At 59.9% G+C, this 16,315-nt stretch carries 15 protein-coding genes and 1 other RNA gene; 8 read left to right on the top strand and 8 right to left on the bottom strand.

Features of this window, described 5'->3' with window-relative positions; genetic code table 11:
* Position 1: 1 nt before the first annotated feature.
* The 7 genes from rsmH to FHT87_RS16925 all read right to left on the bottom strand — a co-directional run bounded on the left by rsmH (position 2) and on the right by FHT87_RS16925 (position 5,967).
* Positions 2–1,027 carry a 16S rRNA (cytosine(1402)-N(4))-methyltransferase RsmH gene (rsmH, locus tag FHT87_RS16955; RefSeq protein ID WP_183803391.1) on the bottom strand — a complete coding sequence of 342 codons (1,026 nt, stop codon included), beginning with the start codon at positions 1,025–1,027 and terminating at the stop codon, positions 2–4.
* Between the two features lie 17 nt (positions 1,028–1,044).
* Entirely contained in the window at positions 1,045–1,482 is a 438-nt protein-coding gene (gene mraZ / locus FHT87_RS16950; protein WP_246699615.1) for a division/cell wall cluster transcriptional repressor MraZ, read from the bottom strand.
* 430 nt (positions 1,483–1,912) lie between these two features.
* Positions 1,913–2,306: RNase P RNA component class A (gene rnpB, locus FHT87_RS16945), an RNA gene on the bottom strand.
* Positions 2,307–2,363: 57 nt separating this feature from the next.
* Positions 2,364–3,539, bottom strand: coding sequence for an FAD-dependent oxidoreductase (locus FHT87_RS16940; protein ID WP_183803384.1), 1,176 nt, complete (start codon positions 3,537–3,539; stop codon positions 2,364–2,366).
* A gap of 81 nt (positions 3,540–3,620) precedes the next feature.
* Positions 3,621–4,238 (bottom strand): lytic transglycosylase domain-containing protein, encoded by a 618-nt coding sequence (locus tag FHT87_RS16935; protein WP_183731114.1) that lies wholly within the window; start codon positions 4,236–4,238, stop codon positions 3,621–3,623.
* 263 nt (positions 4,239–4,501) lie between these two features.
* Positions 4,502–5,263, bottom strand: coding sequence for an N-acetylmuramoyl-L-alanine amidase (locus FHT87_RS16930; RefSeq protein ID WP_183731117.1), 762 nt, complete (start codon positions 5,261–5,263; stop codon positions 4,502–4,504).
* A complete protein-coding gene (locus FHT87_RS16925) occupies positions 5,260–5,967 on the bottom strand; it encodes a DnaJ family molecular chaperone (RefSeq protein ID WP_183803381.1) in 708 nt (235 codons plus the stop codon). Before FHT87_RS16925 ends, FHT87_RS16930 begins: the two co-directional genes overlap by 4 nt.
* A 428-nt stretch (positions 5,968–6,395) precedes the next feature.
* Here FHT87_RS16925 and FHT87_RS16920 point away from each other — a divergent pair, with 428 nt between their 5' ends.
* The 3 genes from FHT87_RS16920 to FHT87_RS16910 all read left to right on the top strand — a co-directional run bounded on the left by FHT87_RS16920 (position 6,396) and on the right by FHT87_RS16910 (position 9,384).
* Positions 6,396–7,607, top strand: coding sequence for a pyrophosphate--fructose-6-phosphate 1-phosphotransferase (locus FHT87_RS16920; protein WP_183731123.1), 1,212 nt, complete (start codon positions 6,396–6,398; stop codon positions 7,605–7,607).
* Between the two features lie 57 nt (positions 7,608–7,664).
* A complete protein-coding gene (locus FHT87_RS16915; protein WP_183731125.1) occupies positions 7,665–8,300 on the top strand; it encodes a LysE family translocator in 636 nt (211 codons plus the stop codon).
* 115 nt (positions 8,301–8,415) lie between these two features.
* Positions 8,416–9,384 (top strand): lytic transglycosylase domain-containing protein, encoded by a 969-nt coding sequence (locus tag FHT87_RS16910; RefSeq protein WP_183803378.1) that lies wholly within the window; start codon positions 8,416–8,418, stop codon positions 9,382–9,384.
* A 26-nt stretch (positions 9,385–9,410) separates the two neighbouring features.
* On the opposite strand, the gene FHT87_RS16905 is transcribed toward FHT87_RS16910, so the two are convergent.
* Positions 9,411–10,802 carry a serine hydrolase gene (locus tag FHT87_RS16905; RefSeq protein WP_183731131.1) on the bottom strand — a complete coding sequence of 464 codons (1,392 nt, stop codon included), beginning with the start codon at positions 10,800–10,802 and terminating at the stop codon, positions 9,411–9,413.
* Positions 10,803–10,998: 196 nt separating this feature from the next.
* Between FHT87_RS16905 and FHT87_RS16900 the strand changes: the two genes are divergently transcribed.
* The 5 genes from FHT87_RS16900 to FHT87_RS16880 all read left to right on the top strand — a co-directional run bounded on the left by FHT87_RS16900 (position 10,999) and on the right by FHT87_RS16880 (position 16,139).
* Complete coding sequence (locus tag FHT87_RS16900; protein ID WP_183803375.1) at positions 10,999–12,243, top strand: DUF3419 family protein; 1,245 nt, start codon at positions 10,999–11,001, stop codon at positions 12,241–12,243.
* Complete coding sequence (locus FHT87_RS16895; protein ID WP_183803372.1) at positions 12,240–12,911, top strand: class I SAM-dependent methyltransferase; 672 nt, start codon at positions 12,240–12,242, stop codon at positions 12,909–12,911. Before FHT87_RS16900 ends, FHT87_RS16895 begins: the two co-directional genes overlap by 4 nt.
* Positions 12,912–13,031: 120 nt before the next feature.
* Entirely contained in the window at positions 13,032–13,829 is a 798-nt protein-coding gene (locus FHT87_RS16890) for a GH25 family lysozyme (protein WP_183731139.1), read from the top strand.
* A gap of 83 nt (positions 13,830–13,912) precedes the next feature.
* Positions 13,913–15,139 carry a lytic murein transglycosylase gene (locus tag FHT87_RS16885; RefSeq protein WP_183731142.1) on the top strand — a complete coding sequence of 409 codons (1,227 nt, stop codon included), beginning with the start codon at positions 13,913–13,915 and terminating at the stop codon, positions 15,137–15,139.
* A gap of 94 nt (positions 15,140–15,233) precedes the next feature.
* Positions 15,234–16,139: a DMT family transporter gene (locus FHT87_RS16880; RefSeq protein ID WP_183731145.1), complete on the top strand. Its 906-nt coding sequence runs from the start codon at positions 15,234–15,236 to the stop codon at positions 16,137–16,139.
* Positions 16,140–16,315: the final 176 nt, after the last annotated feature.

The following is a 16,315-nucleotide window of genomic DNA, read 5'->3' as shown; positions in this document are numbered from 1 at the left end:
ATCAACCTCCAAGCTTTCCGAGACTGGCGAGATTCGGGAATCCGAAGAGCGACATGTCCTCGGCCTCAGCGGGTGCAACGGTACGCTGGCCAGCGCGCAGCTTGGCGGAACGGGCGCGCGGATTGATCTCGGCTTCTTCCTCACTGGCCGAAACCATCGACTTGCCGACAGGCTCGAAGGTCGCGGCCCGCTCATGCGCTATCGGCAGGTGGCGGGAACCGGATGCCTTGCCGGCCCGATCGGAGAAGAACTTCTTGACGATACGATCCTCCAGCGAATGGAAGGTGACGACAACGAGGCGACCGCCGGGTTTCAGTGCCCGCTCGGCAGCAAACAGCGCCTGCGCCAACTCGCCAAGCTCGTCATTGACGAAGATGCGCAGCGCCTGAAAGACGCGCGTTGCGGGATGGATCTTGTCCTTCATCTTGCGCGGCGTCACCAGCTCGATGAGGCCGGCAAGATCACGCGTCGTCTCGAAAGGCTTTTCGATGCGGCGCTTTTCGATGGCATGCGCAATGCGCGGCGCCTGGCTCTCTTCGCCGAGATAATGGAAGATGCGGATGAGATCGGCCACCTTGGCGCGGTTGACGACATCGGCTGCAGAAACGCCCGCGGCCGACATACGCATGTCGAGCGGGCCGCTCTTCTGGAAAGAGAAGCCGCGCTCGGCCTCATCGATCTGCATGGAGGAAACGCCGATATCCAGCACGACGCCATCAAGCCCGCTATCGGGCGCATGATCGGCAAGCTGCGAGAATTGCGAATGAATGAGCTTGAGATGACCGCCATGCGCGGCGACGAGCGCCTGGCCGCCTGCGATCGCCGTCGGATCACGATCGAGCGCGATCACATCGGCGCCGGCATCGAGAATGGCGGACGTATAGCCGCCGGCACCAAAAGTGCCATCGAGGATGACTTTGCCGGGAAAAGGCTCCAGCGCCGCAAGCACTTCCTTGAGAAGAACCGGAATGTGGCGAACCGGTCCGCCACCGGCTTCAGTTGAACCTCCGCCTGGATTCGCCGCCATTCCATTCCCTCGTTCGTTCAGGAACGCTTGCCCGCCAGCTTGCGCTCCTCTCGTGCCTGCGCCTGCACGGCCGCGAATGCTTGCGGCTGCCAGAGCTGAAAGTGGTCCGCCCGACCGACAAAGGTCACTTCGTCCGAAATACCGGTGAAGTCGCGAATGAAATCCGTGACCATCAACCGCCCCTCGGCGTCGAGCTTCATGAAGACCCCGCCCCCATGAATGAGAAGCGACATCTCGTTTGCCTCCGGCGAAAACGGATCCTCCGCCGCAATCTGCCGCTCGAACCTTTCCAGAAGATCCGAGCCGCCGACGCTGATCGCCGGAAACACAAAGTCCTGGAAGCAGTAAAGCTCCTGAACGTTGCGCTGCGCCAGCACGGAACGAAACGCAGCCGGCACGGAAACCCGGCCCTTGGTATCGATCCTGTTGGTCGCATTCGAAAGGAAGCGGCTCATGACACGAAACATCCGTTTCCGAAAGAGCCCGGAATGCCCTAGGCCGCCCGAAACCCTCAAAGTCAGGCACAGCTTCGCAAGCCGGAAGAACCAAGATCCTCCCGACGCTTCCGATCCGGAAGGCGCCTTTGCTTTGCGATGGATGGGCAGATGATTGCCCTGATGCAGTGCGCATTTGGGATAGCATGGGACCATATGGGCGTCAATGGGATGAGCCCATTTTGAGGTGGGCGCAGTATCAAAGATTTATAAGCTGTTAAGTTTAACAAAGGGTTAGGAAAGCGATTCTCAAACGCTGCCTGAAGTCCCTCTCGGGAACAGGAAATCCAGCCGGACAAGATCCATGAGACCTTGCCTCTATTCCCGACATTTCAATGACTTGATGGGGAAGAAATCGGATTCCGCTGCAATACGGACGTCGCAGAAGTTAATCGCCAGTTGGCCTGTAAGCCGGGTTCTGTATGGCTCCGGCGAACCGGAACGTGGCAGCCATTCATCTGGGACAGCGCTTGCACGCTGCCTCACGCAACCCACCCGGATGACTGACCCAGAAACAGGCCGGAAGGCTTTCGCCGACCGCGTCATCCCTATTCGGTTTTGCTCCCGGTGGGGTTTACCGTGCCATATCCGTTGCCGGAGATGCGGTGGGCTCTTACCCCACCCTTTCACCCTTACCTGTCATGACAGGCGGTTTGCTTTCTGTGGCACTTTCCCTGAGGTCGCCCTCGCCGGACGTTATCCGGCACCGTGTTTCCGTGGAGCCCGGACTTTCCTCACCCTACCGCCTTTCGGCATTGGTAAAGCGCGGCTGCCCGGCCAACTGGCAGGGGCTCCCTTAAACGAGGAAGCCCGCAAATGCCAACGAAATATGGGGGACAGGCCTAACGGAAATAAGGTGCGAAATCCGTGGCGTAGCCCTGGTCCTTGATTCTGCCTGCAAGAAGCAGTTCGGCTCCGAGCCTACCGATTTCATCCGAGCTCTTGGCCGAGGTCCCCGCACAGCCCGTCAGCACTCCAATATGCGGCGAGGACGTATAGCCGATCATCGGATAGCGGCTCTTCGTATAGGAGACGACGCAGGATGCGGAGGAAATGGACCGCGCCCCAAGCTCCGGCACAATACGATCAACGATATCAGTCAGATGCTCGCGCGCAACCTCGCGTCCCTCCGTGCGAAACCAGGCGCGCATGTCCGTATCTTTGCTCAGCACCAGATTGTCGGGATCCCCGCCGATCTTCAGATAGAGCTTTCCATCGGGATAGCGGATCGGCGGCAATAGATAGATGTCGATGCCAGGCGCTTCGAGGATGAGCGACGGCATGCCGGCAAGGCGCGGAGCATCCTCGTCCGCCACCTCGAATAGGGTCACGGTGCGTCCATAAACCGTCATGTCAACGGATTGCGGCAAGAGATTCTGCGAAATGGAAAAACCGCCAGCCGCCAGCAGCACCTTCTCGGCGCGATAAACCTTGCCGCCCGCCGTGGTCACGACGGCCACCCGGCCCTCCTCGCGGATGGAGGCGGCATGGTCGAGGATCACGGTCGCACCCGCCTTTTCGGCAAGCAGCGACTGTGCCTTCACGAGCTTCCGCGGGCTAATATGCCCTGCTCCCTTCGCTTCGAAAATGCCGGCACTGCCGGCGGGAAAAGCGAAATAGGGAAACCGTCGTTTCAGCCCAGCCTCATCGAAAGATGTCGTTTCGACGCCGAGCGAAACCGCGGCCTGCCGTGTACCGGCGAGGTAAGCACTCTCGGGAGGCGCTACAACGACGCAGCCCGCCTCCGTATAGAAATCGATGCCGCTTTCGCTTGCGATCTCGCCATAGCGTACGATCGAGCGATTGGCGAGCAACGCCCAGTCGCAATCAGGATCGATGGTCCGCGTGATACGGCCTTCGTCGTAATGGCTGGCGAAAACTCCCCCATGCACCTTGCGATCAGCCGGCTCGTCCGGACCGATGACGGCAACGCCGTCCGTCTGGCGTGCCAAATATTTAGCGGCCGCGGCACCCATCATACCGCGACCGATGACGATGAACCTGAAATCGACTGCCATATCGCACCTCGCTAAAGACTAGCGATAACATGGCAATCGCGCTGAATCATCCGACGTTTGTCAGAGAAAAGCGCTTCCGGTTCAGAGCATCGCAAGAACCTTGCCGCAATAGGATTTTGAGACTGGGTTCATGCGCGTCGCGCCGTGGCCGGCATTGTATTTGAGGATGGTATTGCAGGTCTGCCCGCCACCGAGATCGTGGGCGGTCGCCAGGTACTTCATGCCATACTTGATGTTGGTTTCCGGATCGAACAGACCCTTGGCACTACCGGAATAGCCCATCATGCGGGCCGTCGCCGGCTTGATCTGCATAAGGCCGATTTCGCCGTGGCTGCCGCGCGCCCTCGGATTGAAATTGCTTTCGATACGGATGACAGCAGTCGCAAGCGCCACCGGCACATTATATTGATTGGCATATTTGCTGATCAGTGCGGAATAGGAATTGCCGGAAACGTCGGCGACGGGATAGCCACTCTGCCGCTCGACCGTCTTCAGCGGACGCTCCGTTTTCTTCTGCACACGCTGCGCAGTCCTTTGCGGACGCTCTTTCTTATGCACGCGCTCCGCGGTCTTCTGCGGGCGCTCCACTTTCTTCACGGGCGCATCGGCTCTTACGCCCCAGTCATTCGCAAAGGCAAAGCTATTTCCCGCCAGCACCATGCCAACGCATGCTGCAGCAACAACAATCAGTTTTCTCATGTAGTCTTAAACACTCCGACCCAAAGAATTGCCGGACTGCGCGCCCCGCCGTCATGGAGAATTCCCGACCAAGGACTGATCAGGTTTCGCAGCAATTCTTATCGTTTCACATGACGCCTTCGATTTAGCTTGGGAACAACCATCGGCGCCGCTTAGCGGAAGTTCTTAGACCATCGCAATGAGGAGATAATAGGGAAATGATGTGGCAGTCCGAATTTCGCATTCAAACATGGAAAATCGGCAATGTCGGAAACCATTGAAGATCAGGAATATCGCGGCAGCGCCGTAAGCAGGCGGTGCAGCGTATCGATCGTCGAGAAATCGGCGATCCCGTCCACCCGCTCGGTGCGGAAATGCCGCTGGAAGGCTTCGACGTCACCAGCCGTCTTATCGTTGAATTCGCCTGTGATCTCAGTGCTGTATCCATAAAGCGACAGCATGGATTGCAGCGCCTCTATCGGCTGTCCACGGTCACCGCGCTGGAAGAAGCGTCCGCCAGTGATGGCGGCCGGCTCTACCCAGTGGCCGACGCCGGCCCGATACAGCTCGCCCCAGGGGAATTTTTCGCCCGGATCGACCTTGCGCACAGGAGCCACATCAGAGTGGCCGAGCACCCTTTCAGGCGCGATTGACCAGCGATCGCCGCAATCGCGACATAATTCGATCACCGCCGCGATCTGCTCTTTCGGATAGTCCGGAAGCCCGCCCGGATGGCCGGCATTTGCGATCTCGATGCCGATCGACAGCGAGTTGATATCCGTCTCGCCGTGCCAGAAACTTTTGCCCGCATGCCATGCGCGGCGGCCCTCCGGCACGAGCTGCACGACCTCGCCGTCTGGATGCACGAAATAATGGCTGGAGACCTGGCTTTCGTCCCGACAGAGCCAGTCAAGCGCTCCTTCCGGGCTCGGCATGCCGGTATAATGCAGCAGGATCATATCGGGCTTGCGTCCGTCAGCGCGTTCGCCATGGTTCGGCGAAGGCTGGACGCGCGCCTTGCTGTAATCGGCCTCGAATGAGGTCATGCGGCGCGACGTTCCTTTTCGATCGCCGCATAGGCGTCGTTCAGGGCTGCCATGCGTTCATTGGCGATCACATAGAACTCTTCCGGCACGCCGCGCGAGATCAGCCTATCCGGATGATGCTCGCTGACGAGCACATGATAATGGCGGCGGATCGTCGGGAAGTCATCTGCCGGCGAAACCCCGAGAACCTTGTAGGGGTCGCGTCCATCAGAGACGTGGCGTGCAGCGATCTGATCGAAGCGGGCCTCGCTCATCTGGAAGATCTCGGCGATATGGTGCAGGAAATTCATTTCCTTCTCGTGGATCAGCCCATCTGCCTTGGCGATATGGAACAGGCCGTCGAGCACATCTTCCAGGACCGGGCAATTGGCAGCACAAGTCGAGCAGAGCGTTGACAGCTTCGCGGCATAGGCCTCGTAACCGGCAACGTCCTGGCGGGCGAGATTATAGAGGCGCGCAACATTCTTCGCCTCGCTCGGAGGAAACTCGAATATATCGCGGAAGGCCTGCACTTCCTTCTCGCTGACGATGCCGTCAGCCTTCGCCATCTTGGCAGACAGCGCAATGACGGCCACCGAGAAGGCAACCTTGCGGCGCGTCTCCGGATCGCCTTCGAAAACCGTGCGAATAGCCTCGACCACCGCGGAGAGCGCATTGCCCGCGGTATTGCCAATGGCATTCACCAGTTTTTCCCAGAAAGACATCGTCATCTTCTCGCAATGCAGCAAGTTTTGGAAGAAACACCTTGACCAAATAATCGTCGCCATTGCAAGGCAGCTATTGGTCGTAGGTTCGAAAACTGTTTTCACAATTCGGTAACGGTCGCCCAAACACGACCATCCGCTGTGCCCGCCACTTCTGCAGTATTCGCACAACGCTCGACGATTTCCACAACACTTATGGATAGGTGGAACTGGCTTTGAACCGATTATATCGCCGCTTCCGGCGCCTGCTCTGCAGAAAGGCGCGTTTTTCGTAAATTCTTTACTTTACAGGCCACTTCCCCTGCCGCATCCATGCGTTACCTGAAGCATGTCGCGCAAAAGTGCGCAGCGGTTTTGCGATAACGACATGCGTAAAACAAAGACTTGAGCTTGCACGCAGTCGCTCATCGAGCGCCAAAGGAGGGATTATGGCCAAACAGAAAGTCGCAATGCTGACCGCCGGAGGCCTGGCGCCCTGCCTCTCATCTGCCGTCGGCGGCCTCATCGAGCGCTATAGCGATGTTGCACCCGATATCGAACTCATCGCCTACAAGTCCGGCTATCAGGGCGTGCTGCTCGGCGACAGCGTTCAAATCAATGGGCAGATGCGCGAGAAGGCGCCGCTCCTGCACCGTTATGGCGGCTCCCCCATCGGTAACAGCCGCGTGAAGCTCACCAATGCCGCCGATTGCGTGAAGCGCGGCCTCGTCAAGGAAGGCGAAAATCCGCTGCGGGTTGCCGCTGAACGTCTTGCCAATGACGGCGTCACCATCCTCCACACGATCGGCGGCGACGACACGAATACGACAGCCGCGGATCTCGCCGCCTATCTCGCGGCAAACGGCTATGACCTGACCGTCGTCGGCCTGCCGAAAACGGTTGATAACGACGTCGTGCCGATCCGCCAGTCGCTCGGCGCCTGGACGGCTGCCGAGGTCGGCGCGCATTTCTTCGACAATGTCAGCAATGAACAGACCGCCGCCCCGCGCACGCTCGTCATCCACGAGGTCATGGGTCGTCACTGCGGCTGGCTGACGGCCGCCACCGCCCGCGCCTATCTCCAGCGCACCAAAGGCAATGAATATGTCGATGGCCTGATGATGAACGCGCATATGAAGAGCATCGATGCCGTCTACCTGCCGGAAATGGCTTTCGACCTCGATGCCGAAGCCGCGCGCCTGAAGGAAATCATGGACCGCACCGGCCATGCCACGGTCTTCGTGTCGGAAGGCGCCTGCCTCGATGCCATCGTCGCCGAGCGCGAAGCTGCCGGCGAGACGGTCAAGCGCGACGCCTTCGGCCATGTGAAGATCGACACGATCAATGTCGGCGCCTGGTTCCAGAAGCAGTTCGCAAGCCTGCTCGATGCAGAGCGCTCGCTCGTCCAGAAATCCGGCTATTTTGCGCGCTCTGCACCGGCAAACGGCGAAGACCTGCGCCTGATCCAGAGCATGGTCGATCTCGCCGTCGAAAGCGCCCTCAACAAGATTTCAGGCGTAACCGGCCATGACGAAGCGCAGAATGGCAAGTTGCGCACAATAGAATTTCCCCGCATCAAGGGTGGCAAGCCATTTGATCTTTCAACCGGATGGTTTGGCGAAGTAATGAGCCAGATCGGGCAAAAATACAGGGCGGCATGATTGACGGATGGCTAATATGGTGTCTTTGCTTGTTCTCTGGGAATAGGAGGAGATTCCATGTCGCTTGAAGCCTGGCTCGCTTTTGCAGCCGCATCCGCCATCATGCTCGCCATACCGGGACCGACCATTCTTCTGGTCGTTTCCTATGCGCTTGGGCATGGCCGGAAGACGGCGCTTGCGACCGTTTCGGGCGTGGCACTCGGCGATTTCACGGCCATGACCGCCTCGCTTTTCGGCCTTGGCGCCCTGCTCGCCGCATCGGCGACGCTGTTTACGGTGTTGAAATGGATCGGCGGCGCCTATCTGATCTGGCTTGGAATCAAGCTCTGGCGAGCCCCGATCGTCGGCGAACACATCGCCGACAACGATAATCTGCCGGAAGAAAAGTCCCTGCGGATCTTTCTGCATGCCTATGTCGTGACGGCACTGAACCCGAAGAGCATCGTCTTCTTCGTCGCCTTCGTGCCGCAGTTCCTCAACCCCGCCCTTCCCTTCTTCGATCAGATGCTGATCATGGAAGCGACATTCCTCGTGCTCGCCACCATCAATGCCTCCTGCTACGCGCTCGCCGCCCACGCCGCGCGCGGCCTGATTCGCAAGGCCAGCGTTCAGCGCGCTGTCAACCGCACCGGGGGCACTCTCCTCATCGCTGCCGGCGCCGTAACCGCCGGGTATCGCCGTATTGCAGCCTAGAAATATTCCGTGGTTGCCGGAAAGCCACGAATAGGTTAATGCCTACCCTCAGGCTTAAGGTATTTGATAACTTTTAAGACGCTGCCGGGGCGGCGCGATTCACGAAAGTGAGAGAATGGTAGCGATCGGATTTTCCGGCCTGAAACGCAGTCTCGTGGTGTCTACCATGCTCTGCGGTGTCATTTCCGGATGCGCGAGCGTCGAATATACCTCTCAGGCGGAACTGACCGCCGCACAGACCGTGATTCCCATGCCGAAGCCGGGTGAAGACGCAACGCTGGCTGCGGTTCCGACTGCCGAAGGCGCAACCGGCGAGGCCGTCGCCACTCTCAATCCCCAGGCAGCAGCCGCCGCACCCGTTCTTACCGCAGCCGCCATGCCGAATGTCGTCTCCCCCGTGCAGCAGCAGGCTGGCGATTTCGCCATGCAGGGCGGTGTCCAGCAGGTTACCGTCAATGGCTATGCCCCCATTCCGCTGACGCCTGAGATGACAGCGATCCAGTCCGTCATTCCGACGCCGCGGCCGGGCTCGCCCGCCAGCCCCTCGACGCAGCTTGCCTTCGCAGCCACAACGCCGCAGAACGGCGCGCTCGCAGCGCTCGCCGCCGTCGATACCACGCCGCGCTTCACGATGGATTACGGCTTCGATGAGTCCGGCCCGATCGATCCGCCGGCAGCCCCGCCGATGTTCAGCGATAACGACAGCGACGACGCGCCGACCGTCGAAAAGAGCCTCGTCAGCAAGCTCATCAGCAAATATTCCAAGCTTTACGAAATCCCGGAGTCGTTGCTCCACCGCGTCGTTCATCGCGAGAGCCGTTACAATTCCAAGGCCTATAACAAGCGCGGCTACTTCGGCCTCATGCAGATCAAGTACAACACTGCAAAATCGATGGGTTATAACGGCAGTGCCGCCGGCCTCTTCGACGCTGAGACCAATATCAAATATGCCGGCAAATACCTGCAGGGCGCCTGGAAGGTTGCCGACAAGAAGGAAGACGACGCCGTTCGTCTCTATGCGCGCGGCTACTATTACGACGCCAAGCGCAAGGGCATGACCGACATCGCCCAGGGCAACTACTGATACTAAGACATCATCGCTGACGAACGTCAGCCGGCTTTTGCCGACTGAAGCGTGTTGAGAATTTCCTTCAGCATTACCTGCGGCCTGTAGCGCAACCAGCTCGGCGTCAGTCCCATGCGGACAAAGACGAGATTGGCCGAAGGAATGATCGCGACCGACTGTCCGTCATGGCCCTGCAGCCAGAACGTATCCTGCGGCAGCCCGAACTCCGCACTCGCCTCGCCGCCCGGCCCTGCGAGCCAGGCCTGGCCTTGCGTATACTGGCCGCCCGAACTTGCCGTCGGCGTGCGCATCATCGCAACAAAGCCTTCCGGCAAAAGTCTCTGCCCGTTCCACACGCCGTCCTGCAGCAGGAACTGTCCGAATCGCGCCCAGTCATGCGCCGTGGCATAGAGATAGGAACTGCCGGTAAACGTACCGCGCTCGTCGGCTTCGAAGACTGCGCTCGTCATGCCGAGCGGAGAAAACAGCGCATCACGGGGGTAATCGAAGGCCGCCTGCGGGTCGCCGACCTTATTCATCCAGATGCGCGACAGAAGCATGGCCGTACCGCTGGAATAATGGAAATTCGTGCCCGGTGCAGCCACCAGTGGCGCACCTGCCGGCAGAGAAACCATGTCGGGGTCGAGGTAGAGCATGCGCGTCACATCGGCGACAGCGCCATAATCCTCGTTGAAGGCAAGCCCGCTTTCCATGCCAAGCAGGTCGGAGAGCTTGATGTCGCGGCGTGGATCATGCGCCCATTGCGGCAGCAGATGCGTGTCGTCGAAGGAAATCTTGCCCGACAGCATCAACCGGCCGATCAGCGCCGCATTGACCGTCTTCGTCATCGACCAGCCCACCAGCGGTGTGCTGGCGCTTATTCCCGGCCCATAGCTCTCGGCAATAATGCGGCCGTCCTGCACGACCACCATCGCCCGCATCGCCGGTCCGGCAAGCTTGGCGTCCGTCAGAAGGGCTGAGACCCTGGTATTGACCGCCGCCGGATCGACGCGCTCGCCGTCCGGCCAGACTGCATCGTTTTCGCCCGCCCGCGATGCCGGCAAGAGCGGCGCGGCCTTAGCAGCGGCATCGAAATCCCCGTCAGGCACACTCGTGCACCCGAGGGCGCCGCGATAAAGCGCGTAGCTCGGCGCAAACAGGCCCATGAAGCGCGAGGTCACCCGCCCGCTGTCATGATCGACCTCGACGCGCATCAGACGCAGCAGCGGGTTTCCAGGCGCCTGAACATCGTCGTAAAGCACGGCATCGGGATCACGGCCGGCAATGAAGACATTGGAGCAGACGATCTTGGCGGCATAGCCGTTGCCCACCTTCAGGAGCTCCGGCGGGCTGATGGAGAGCCACATGGCTCCACCTATACCAACGAGAATGATGAGCAGGGCCAAGCCCTTGAAGATACGCGGAACAACTCGCATGCAATCCTCCACGCAACGGAGAGAAGCAGGAAACTTGGCTCGCGAAAAGAGAGAAGCGAAAAGAAGCCTTTCAATCGGCTTCAATTTTCGCTGAAGTCCTCGCCTGCTTACGCGGAAGCTTTGGCCCACAGGGCTCGTCATCAAACTGTAGCAGAGGCGCGTTACACGCCCTGAACGCTAAAAAGGTGACAGACTCATGTCGGAATTTGCACCGGATACCGGCTTCCGCAAGAACCGGAAACTCAAGGCAGCGCTTCTCCGCCACAAGGCTTTTTCAAAGGACGGCTTCTCCGAACGCCTCTTCGGCCTTCTCTTCTCCGGCCTCGTCTATCCGCAGATCTGGGAAGACCCGGATCTCGATATGCAGGCGATGGAGCTGAGGCCCAATCACCGCATCGTCACGATCGGCTCCGGCGGCTGCAATATGCTCGCCTACCTTTCCAAGGCGCCTGCTTCGATCGATGTGGTAGACCTCAATCCGCACCATATTGCGCTGAACAGGCTGAAGCTTGCCGCTTTCAAGAACCTGCCAAGCCATTCCGATCTCGTACGTTTCCTGGCGATGCCGAACGAGAAGTCGAACAGCCGGCTTTTCGACAGCGTCCTGTCGTCCAACCTCGATGAGACCACTCGCGCCTACTGGAACACCCGCAAATTCGGTCGTCGTCGCGTCACCGTCTTCAACCGTAACATCTATGAAACAGGCCTGCTCGGCCGCTTCATCGGTGCCGCCCACCTGCTCGCCCGCCTGCATGGCGTGAAGCTGCAGGAAATGACCAAGACCCGGTCGATCCGCGAACAGCGCCAGTTTTTCGACGACCAGATCGCTCCCCTCTTCGAAAAGCCCGTCGTACGCTGGATCACCAACCGCAAGAGCTCGCTCTTCGGTCTCGGCATCCCGCCGCAGCAATATGACGAGCTGGCAAGCCTTGCCGCCGACAATTCCATTGCGCCGGTTCTGAAACACCGCCTGGAAAAGCTCGCCTGTCATTTCCCGATGCGCGACAACTACTTCGCCTGGCAGGCTTTCGCACGCCGCTATGCAGACGGAGAGGAAGGCCCGCTGCCGACCTATCTGAAGCCGGAGCACTATGACGTGATCCGCGCCAATGTCGACCGCGTCAACGTCCATCATGCAAGCTTCACCGAGCTTTTGGCCGGCGAGCCCGCTGCCTCGCGCGATCGCTACATTCTGCTCGACGCGCAGGACTGGATGACCGACCAGCAGCTCAACGATGTCTGGCGCGAGATCACCCGCACGGCGCGCGACGGCGCCCGCGTGATCTTCCGCACGGCAGCCGAAAAGAGCATCATCGAGGGCCGCCTCGCCCCTGAAATTCGCGACCAGTGGCACTATTTCGAAGAACAGTCGCGTGAAATGACCACCCAGGACCGCTCGGCGATTTACGGCGGCTTCCACATCTACGGGAAGAAGGCGTGAGCGAATCCGGCGAGATGACCGTCAAGAGCGAAGAACATGCCGACCTGATGGACGGCATGTACCGCTACCAGCGCCATTTCTACGACCTGACCCGCAAATACTATCTTCTCGGCCGCGACCGCACGATACGCAATCTCGACGTCCCCCAGGGCGGCACGCTGCTCGAAGTCGGCTGCGGCACGGGCCGTAACATGGCACTCGCGCACAAGCACTTCCCGACCGCCAGGCTCTACGGCCTCGACATTTCCCAGGAAATGCTGATTTCCGCCCGCAAGACCTTTGCCACCAAGGCGACGGTCCCGGATTTCCGGGTGGCGGATGCCACCGCCTATACGCCGCGCGAATTTGGCGTCACCGGGTTCGACCGTATCCTTATTTCCTACGCGCTGTCGATGATCCCGGATTGGGAGCGTGCGGTGGATGCATCGATTGCCGCACTCAATCCCGGCGGCCAGCTCCACATCGTCGATTTCGGCCAGCAGGAAGGCCTGCCCGCCTGGTTCCGCAAGCTTCTGCAGGCCTGGCTCGCCAAATTCCACGTCACGCCCCGCGCCAATCTGCGCGAGGTTCTGGAAGCGCAAGCCATTGAAAACAGCGCGAGATTGTCGTTCGAAACAATCGGCGGCGGCTACGCCTGGCGAGCAGCTGTCATCAGCAAGCGCTCATAATTCGCTTGTAAATAACGATTTTTTTACGTTGATATCAGAAAAGAGGGTCGTTCCCTCTGCTGGGCGCGTGTTTTCGAAGGTCAGGCTGTGGGGCAGATCCATCATCACGACGGAATATTCATGCGTCGGCTTTTGTTTTGCGTCCTGCCGCTTGCCCTGATGCTCGCCGGTTGCAGTTCCACGGGTTACGATTATCTCGAAACCGCCTCCATAAAGCCGAAGACCCGCTTCAAGGATACCGATCCCCAGGATTTCGGTCCCAGGCAGCCGCAGCAAAACGCCATCCACGGCATCGACATTTCCAAATGGCAGGGCGATATCGACTGGCAGACAGTGCGCAAGTCGGGCGTCGCCTTTGCCTTCATCAAGGCGACCGAAGGCAAGGACAGGGTCGATCCTCGCTTTGACGAATACTGGCGCGAAGCATCCGCGTCGGGCATTCCGCATGCACCCTATCACTTCTATTATTTCTGCTCGTCTGCCGATGAGCAGGCCGATTGGTTCATCCGCAATGTTCCGAGAGAATCCATGCGCCTGCCGCCGGTGCTGGATGTGGAATGGAATGCAGAATCGAAGACCTGCCGCTTCCGCCCCGACCCGGCGACGGTTCGCTCCGAAATGCAGCGCTTCATGGATCGCCTGGAAGCCTATTACGGCAAGCGGCCGATCATCTACACCTCTGTCGATTTCCACCGCGAAAATCTCGACGGCTATTTCCAGGACTATCACTTCTGGGTCCGCTCGACCGCCAAACACCCCGACGTGACCTATGCCGACCGTCGCTGGGCCTTCTGGCAATATACGTCGACAGGCGTCATTCCGGGCATCAAAGGGCCGACCGACATCAATGTCTTCGCCGGCTCCGCGAAAAACTGGAACAATTGGGTGGCTGACGTTTCCAAGAATAGAAATTCTTAGTAACGTACCCTAATCTTTCTTGCTTCCGTCACATTCATCTGTGAAGTCGGCGGAATTCTATGTGATTTTACGAGGATCGTTTCATGCACCGCTCGCTTAAAGGCTGCTCTGCACTCACCCTTCTGTTTGCCTGCGCCATTGCAACAGGCGCTGCCGCCCAGCAGGCCCCGGCTGCCGCAGCTTCAGCCCCGGCAGCCCCCTGCGGCGGCGATCTCTCCGCCTTCCTTCAGGGCGTCAAGAACGATGCGATTGCAGCAGGCGCGAGCGCCGAAGCAGCAGATCAGGCGCTCGCCGGCGCTGAGATCGACCCCAAGGTCCTGAGCCGCGACCGCGCCCAGGGCGTCTTCCGCCAGACCTTCCTCGAATTCTCGCAGCGCACCGTCAGCCAGGCCCGCCTCGACATCGGCCGCCAGAAAATGAAGCAATATGCCGATGTCTTCGCCCGCGCCGAGCAGGAATTCGGCGTTCCCTCGGGCGTCATCACCGCCTTCTGGGCGATGGAAACGGATTTCGGGGCCGTGCAGGGCGATTTCAACACGCGCAACGCGCTGGTGACGCTCTCGCATGATTGCCGCCGCCCGGAACTCTTCCGTCCGCAGCTGATCGCCCTCATCGAGATGGTGCAGCATGGCGATCTCGATCCGCAGACCAATACCGGCGCATGGGCAGGCGAGATCGGCCAGGTGCAGATGCTGCCGCGCGATATCATCGCCTATGGCATGGACGGCGATGGCGACGGCCATGTACGCCTCAAACAGAGCAGCCCGGATGCGATCCTGACGGCCGCCAAGTTCATCCAGCATCTCGGCTTCGAGCGCGACCAGCCCTGGCTGCAGGAAGTCACGGTGCCAGATAACCTGCCCTGGGAAAAGTCGGGCCTCGGCGGCACGATGACGGCAGGCGAATGGTTCAACCTCGGCGTCAAGCCGCGCGACGGCAACACCGCCTTCGCCAATCTCGAAGGCGATCTCATCCTGCCGCAGGGGCGCCTCGGACCGGCCTTCATCGCCTATCCCAACTTCAAGATCTATCTGGAATGGAACAAGTCGTTCATCTACACGACCTCGGCCGCCTATTTCGCGACCCGCCTCTCCGGTGCCCCAACCTATCAGAAGGGCACACCTGAGCAGGGCCTTTCCAACGACCAGATGAAACAGCTGCAGACGAAGCTCGATTCGCTCGGCCACGATGTCGGCGAGATCGACGGCATCCTCGGCTCCGGTACCCGTGTCGCGATCCAGAAAGAACAGCTTCGCTTGGGCATACCGGCCGACGGCTGGGCAACCCCGGCGCTGCTGAACTCTCTCTGATCCCTCACAATTGCCCTTTCGCCACCCGGACACATGAATCGGGTGGCGCCTCCCCGCCGATCGGTTGAACCTGCCAGCAGATGGGAGGATCGGCATGGAACAGAGAATGAGCACATTGACCTGGGGGCTTCTCGCCCTCCTCGGTCTGATCTGGGGCGGCTCCTTCTTCTTCGCGCGCATCGCCGTTGCCGAGGTGCCGCCGCTTACCCTCGTTTTCCTGCGCCTCTCCATTGCGGCCCTTGCGCTGCATATCTACATCGCCGGGCGCTTCGGCATCTATCCGCTGCTGAAGAGCCGTTGGCGCGAATTCCTCATTCTCGGCATCCTCAACAATGCCCTGCCCCATGCGCTGATTTTCTTTGGCCAGACGCGCATCGGCGCCGGTCTCGCCTCCATTCTCAATGCCACGACGCCGATCTGGACGGTGCTGATCGCCAATTACCTGACATCTGACGAGAAACTCTCCTCGGCCAAGATCATCGGCTGCCTCACCGGCCTTTTCGGCACAGTCGTCCTCATCGGCCCTGGAATCACCGATGGCAGCGACCTGCCCCTCTGGGCGCTCCTCCTGCCCGTCGTCGCCGCGGTCTGCTACGGATTTGCGGCCACCTATGGCAAGCGCTTCAGGGGCATGGCGCCGCCTGTTATCGCTGCCGGCCAGATGACGGCATCCTCGCTGGTGGCCCTGCCGCTGTCGCTCGTCATGGATCACCCCTGGGCACTTGCCATGCCGTCAATCAACGTCATCGCGGCCGTTCTGGCGATTGCCCTGCTGTCCACAGCCGTCGGCTATATCATCTACTTCCGCATCATGGCCGCGGCGGGCGCGACCAACGCCTCTCTGGTGACGCTGCTCGTGCCGCCGAGCGCGATCCTGCTCGGCTTCCTGTTCCTGGGCGAGCGACTGGAGATGACCGAGATAGCCGGCATGGCGCTGATCGGCGCGGGACTTGTCATACTGGACGGCCGCATCTACCGCCGCTCTGGCGCCATAGCCTGAAATGATTATGCTGCAGTGCGCCATTCTTCCGCCAAAAGCGTGAATCGCGACTACCGGATTGTAACGGATCGTTAAATTTTGAGAGCGGATTTTTCTGATTATATTTCAGTAGTTTATAGGATCGTTGTTAGACTTATCCCCTATCCTCTTCGGCAGCGCAGCACAAGAAGCGCTTC

Source organism: Rhizobium sp. BK316 (genome assembly GCF_014193695.1).
Classification (GTDB): domain Bacteria; phylum Pseudomonadota; class Alphaproteobacteria; order Rhizobiales; family Rhizobiaceae; genus Rhizobium.
The sequence above is the reverse complement of the archived record's forward strand: the minus strand, read 5'-3'. Positions and strand labels throughout refer to the sequence as shown.

Bases quoted from the DNA above. Each gene is read 5' to 3' on its own strand.
- rsmH (WP_183803391.1), bottom strand. From the start codon at position 1,027: ATGGCGGCGAATCCAGGCGGAGGTTCAACTGAAGCCGGTGGCGGACCG.
- mraZ (WP_246699615.1), bottom strand. From the start codon at position 1,482: ATGAGCCGCTTCCTTTCGAATGCGACCAACAGGATCGATACCAAGGGC.
- FHT87_RS16940 (WP_183803384.1), bottom strand. From the start codon at position 3,539: ATGGCAGTCGATTTCAGGTTCATCGTCATCGGTCGCGGTATGATGGGT.
- FHT87_RS16935 (WP_183731114.1), bottom strand. From the start codon at position 4,238: ATGAGAAAACTGATTGTTGTTGCTGCAGCATGCGTTGGCATGGTGCTG.
- FHT87_RS16930 (WP_183731117.1), bottom strand. From the start codon at position 5,263: ATGACCTCATTCGAGGCCGATTACAGCAAGGCGCGCGTCCAGCCTTCG.
- FHT87_RS16925 (WP_183803381.1), bottom strand. From the start codon at position 5,967: ATGTCTTTCTGGGAAAAACTGGTGAATGCCATTGGCAATACCGCGGGC.
- FHT87_RS16920 (WP_183731123.1), top strand. From the start codon at position 6,396: ATGGCCAAACAGAAAGTCGCAATGCTGACCGCCGGAGGCCTGGCGCCC.
- FHT87_RS16915 (WP_183731125.1), top strand. From the start codon at position 7,665: ATGTCGCTTGAAGCCTGGCTCGCTTTTGCAGCCGCATCCGCCATCATG.
- FHT87_RS16910 (WP_183803378.1), top strand. From the start codon at position 8,416: ATGGTAGCGATCGGATTTTCCGGCCTGAAACGCAGTCTCGTGGTGTCT.
- FHT87_RS16905 (WP_183731131.1), bottom strand. From the start codon at position 10,802: ATGCGAGTTGTTCCGCGTATCTTCAAGGGCTTGGCCCTGCTCATCATT.
- FHT87_RS16900 (WP_183803375.1), top strand. From the start codon at position 10,999: ATGTCGGAATTTGCACCGGATACCGGCTTCCGCAAGAACCGGAAACTC.
- FHT87_RS16890 (WP_183731139.1), top strand. From the start codon at position 13,032: ATGCGTCGGCTTTTGTTTTGCGTCCTGCCGCTTGCCCTGATGCTCGCC.
- FHT87_RS16885 (WP_183731142.1), top strand. From the start codon at position 13,913: ATGCACCGCTCGCTTAAAGGCTGCTCTGCACTCACCCTTCTGTTTGCC.
- FHT87_RS16880 (WP_183731145.1), top strand. From the start codon at position 15,234: ATGGAACAGAGAATGAGCACATTGACCTGGGGGCTTCTCGCCCTCCTC.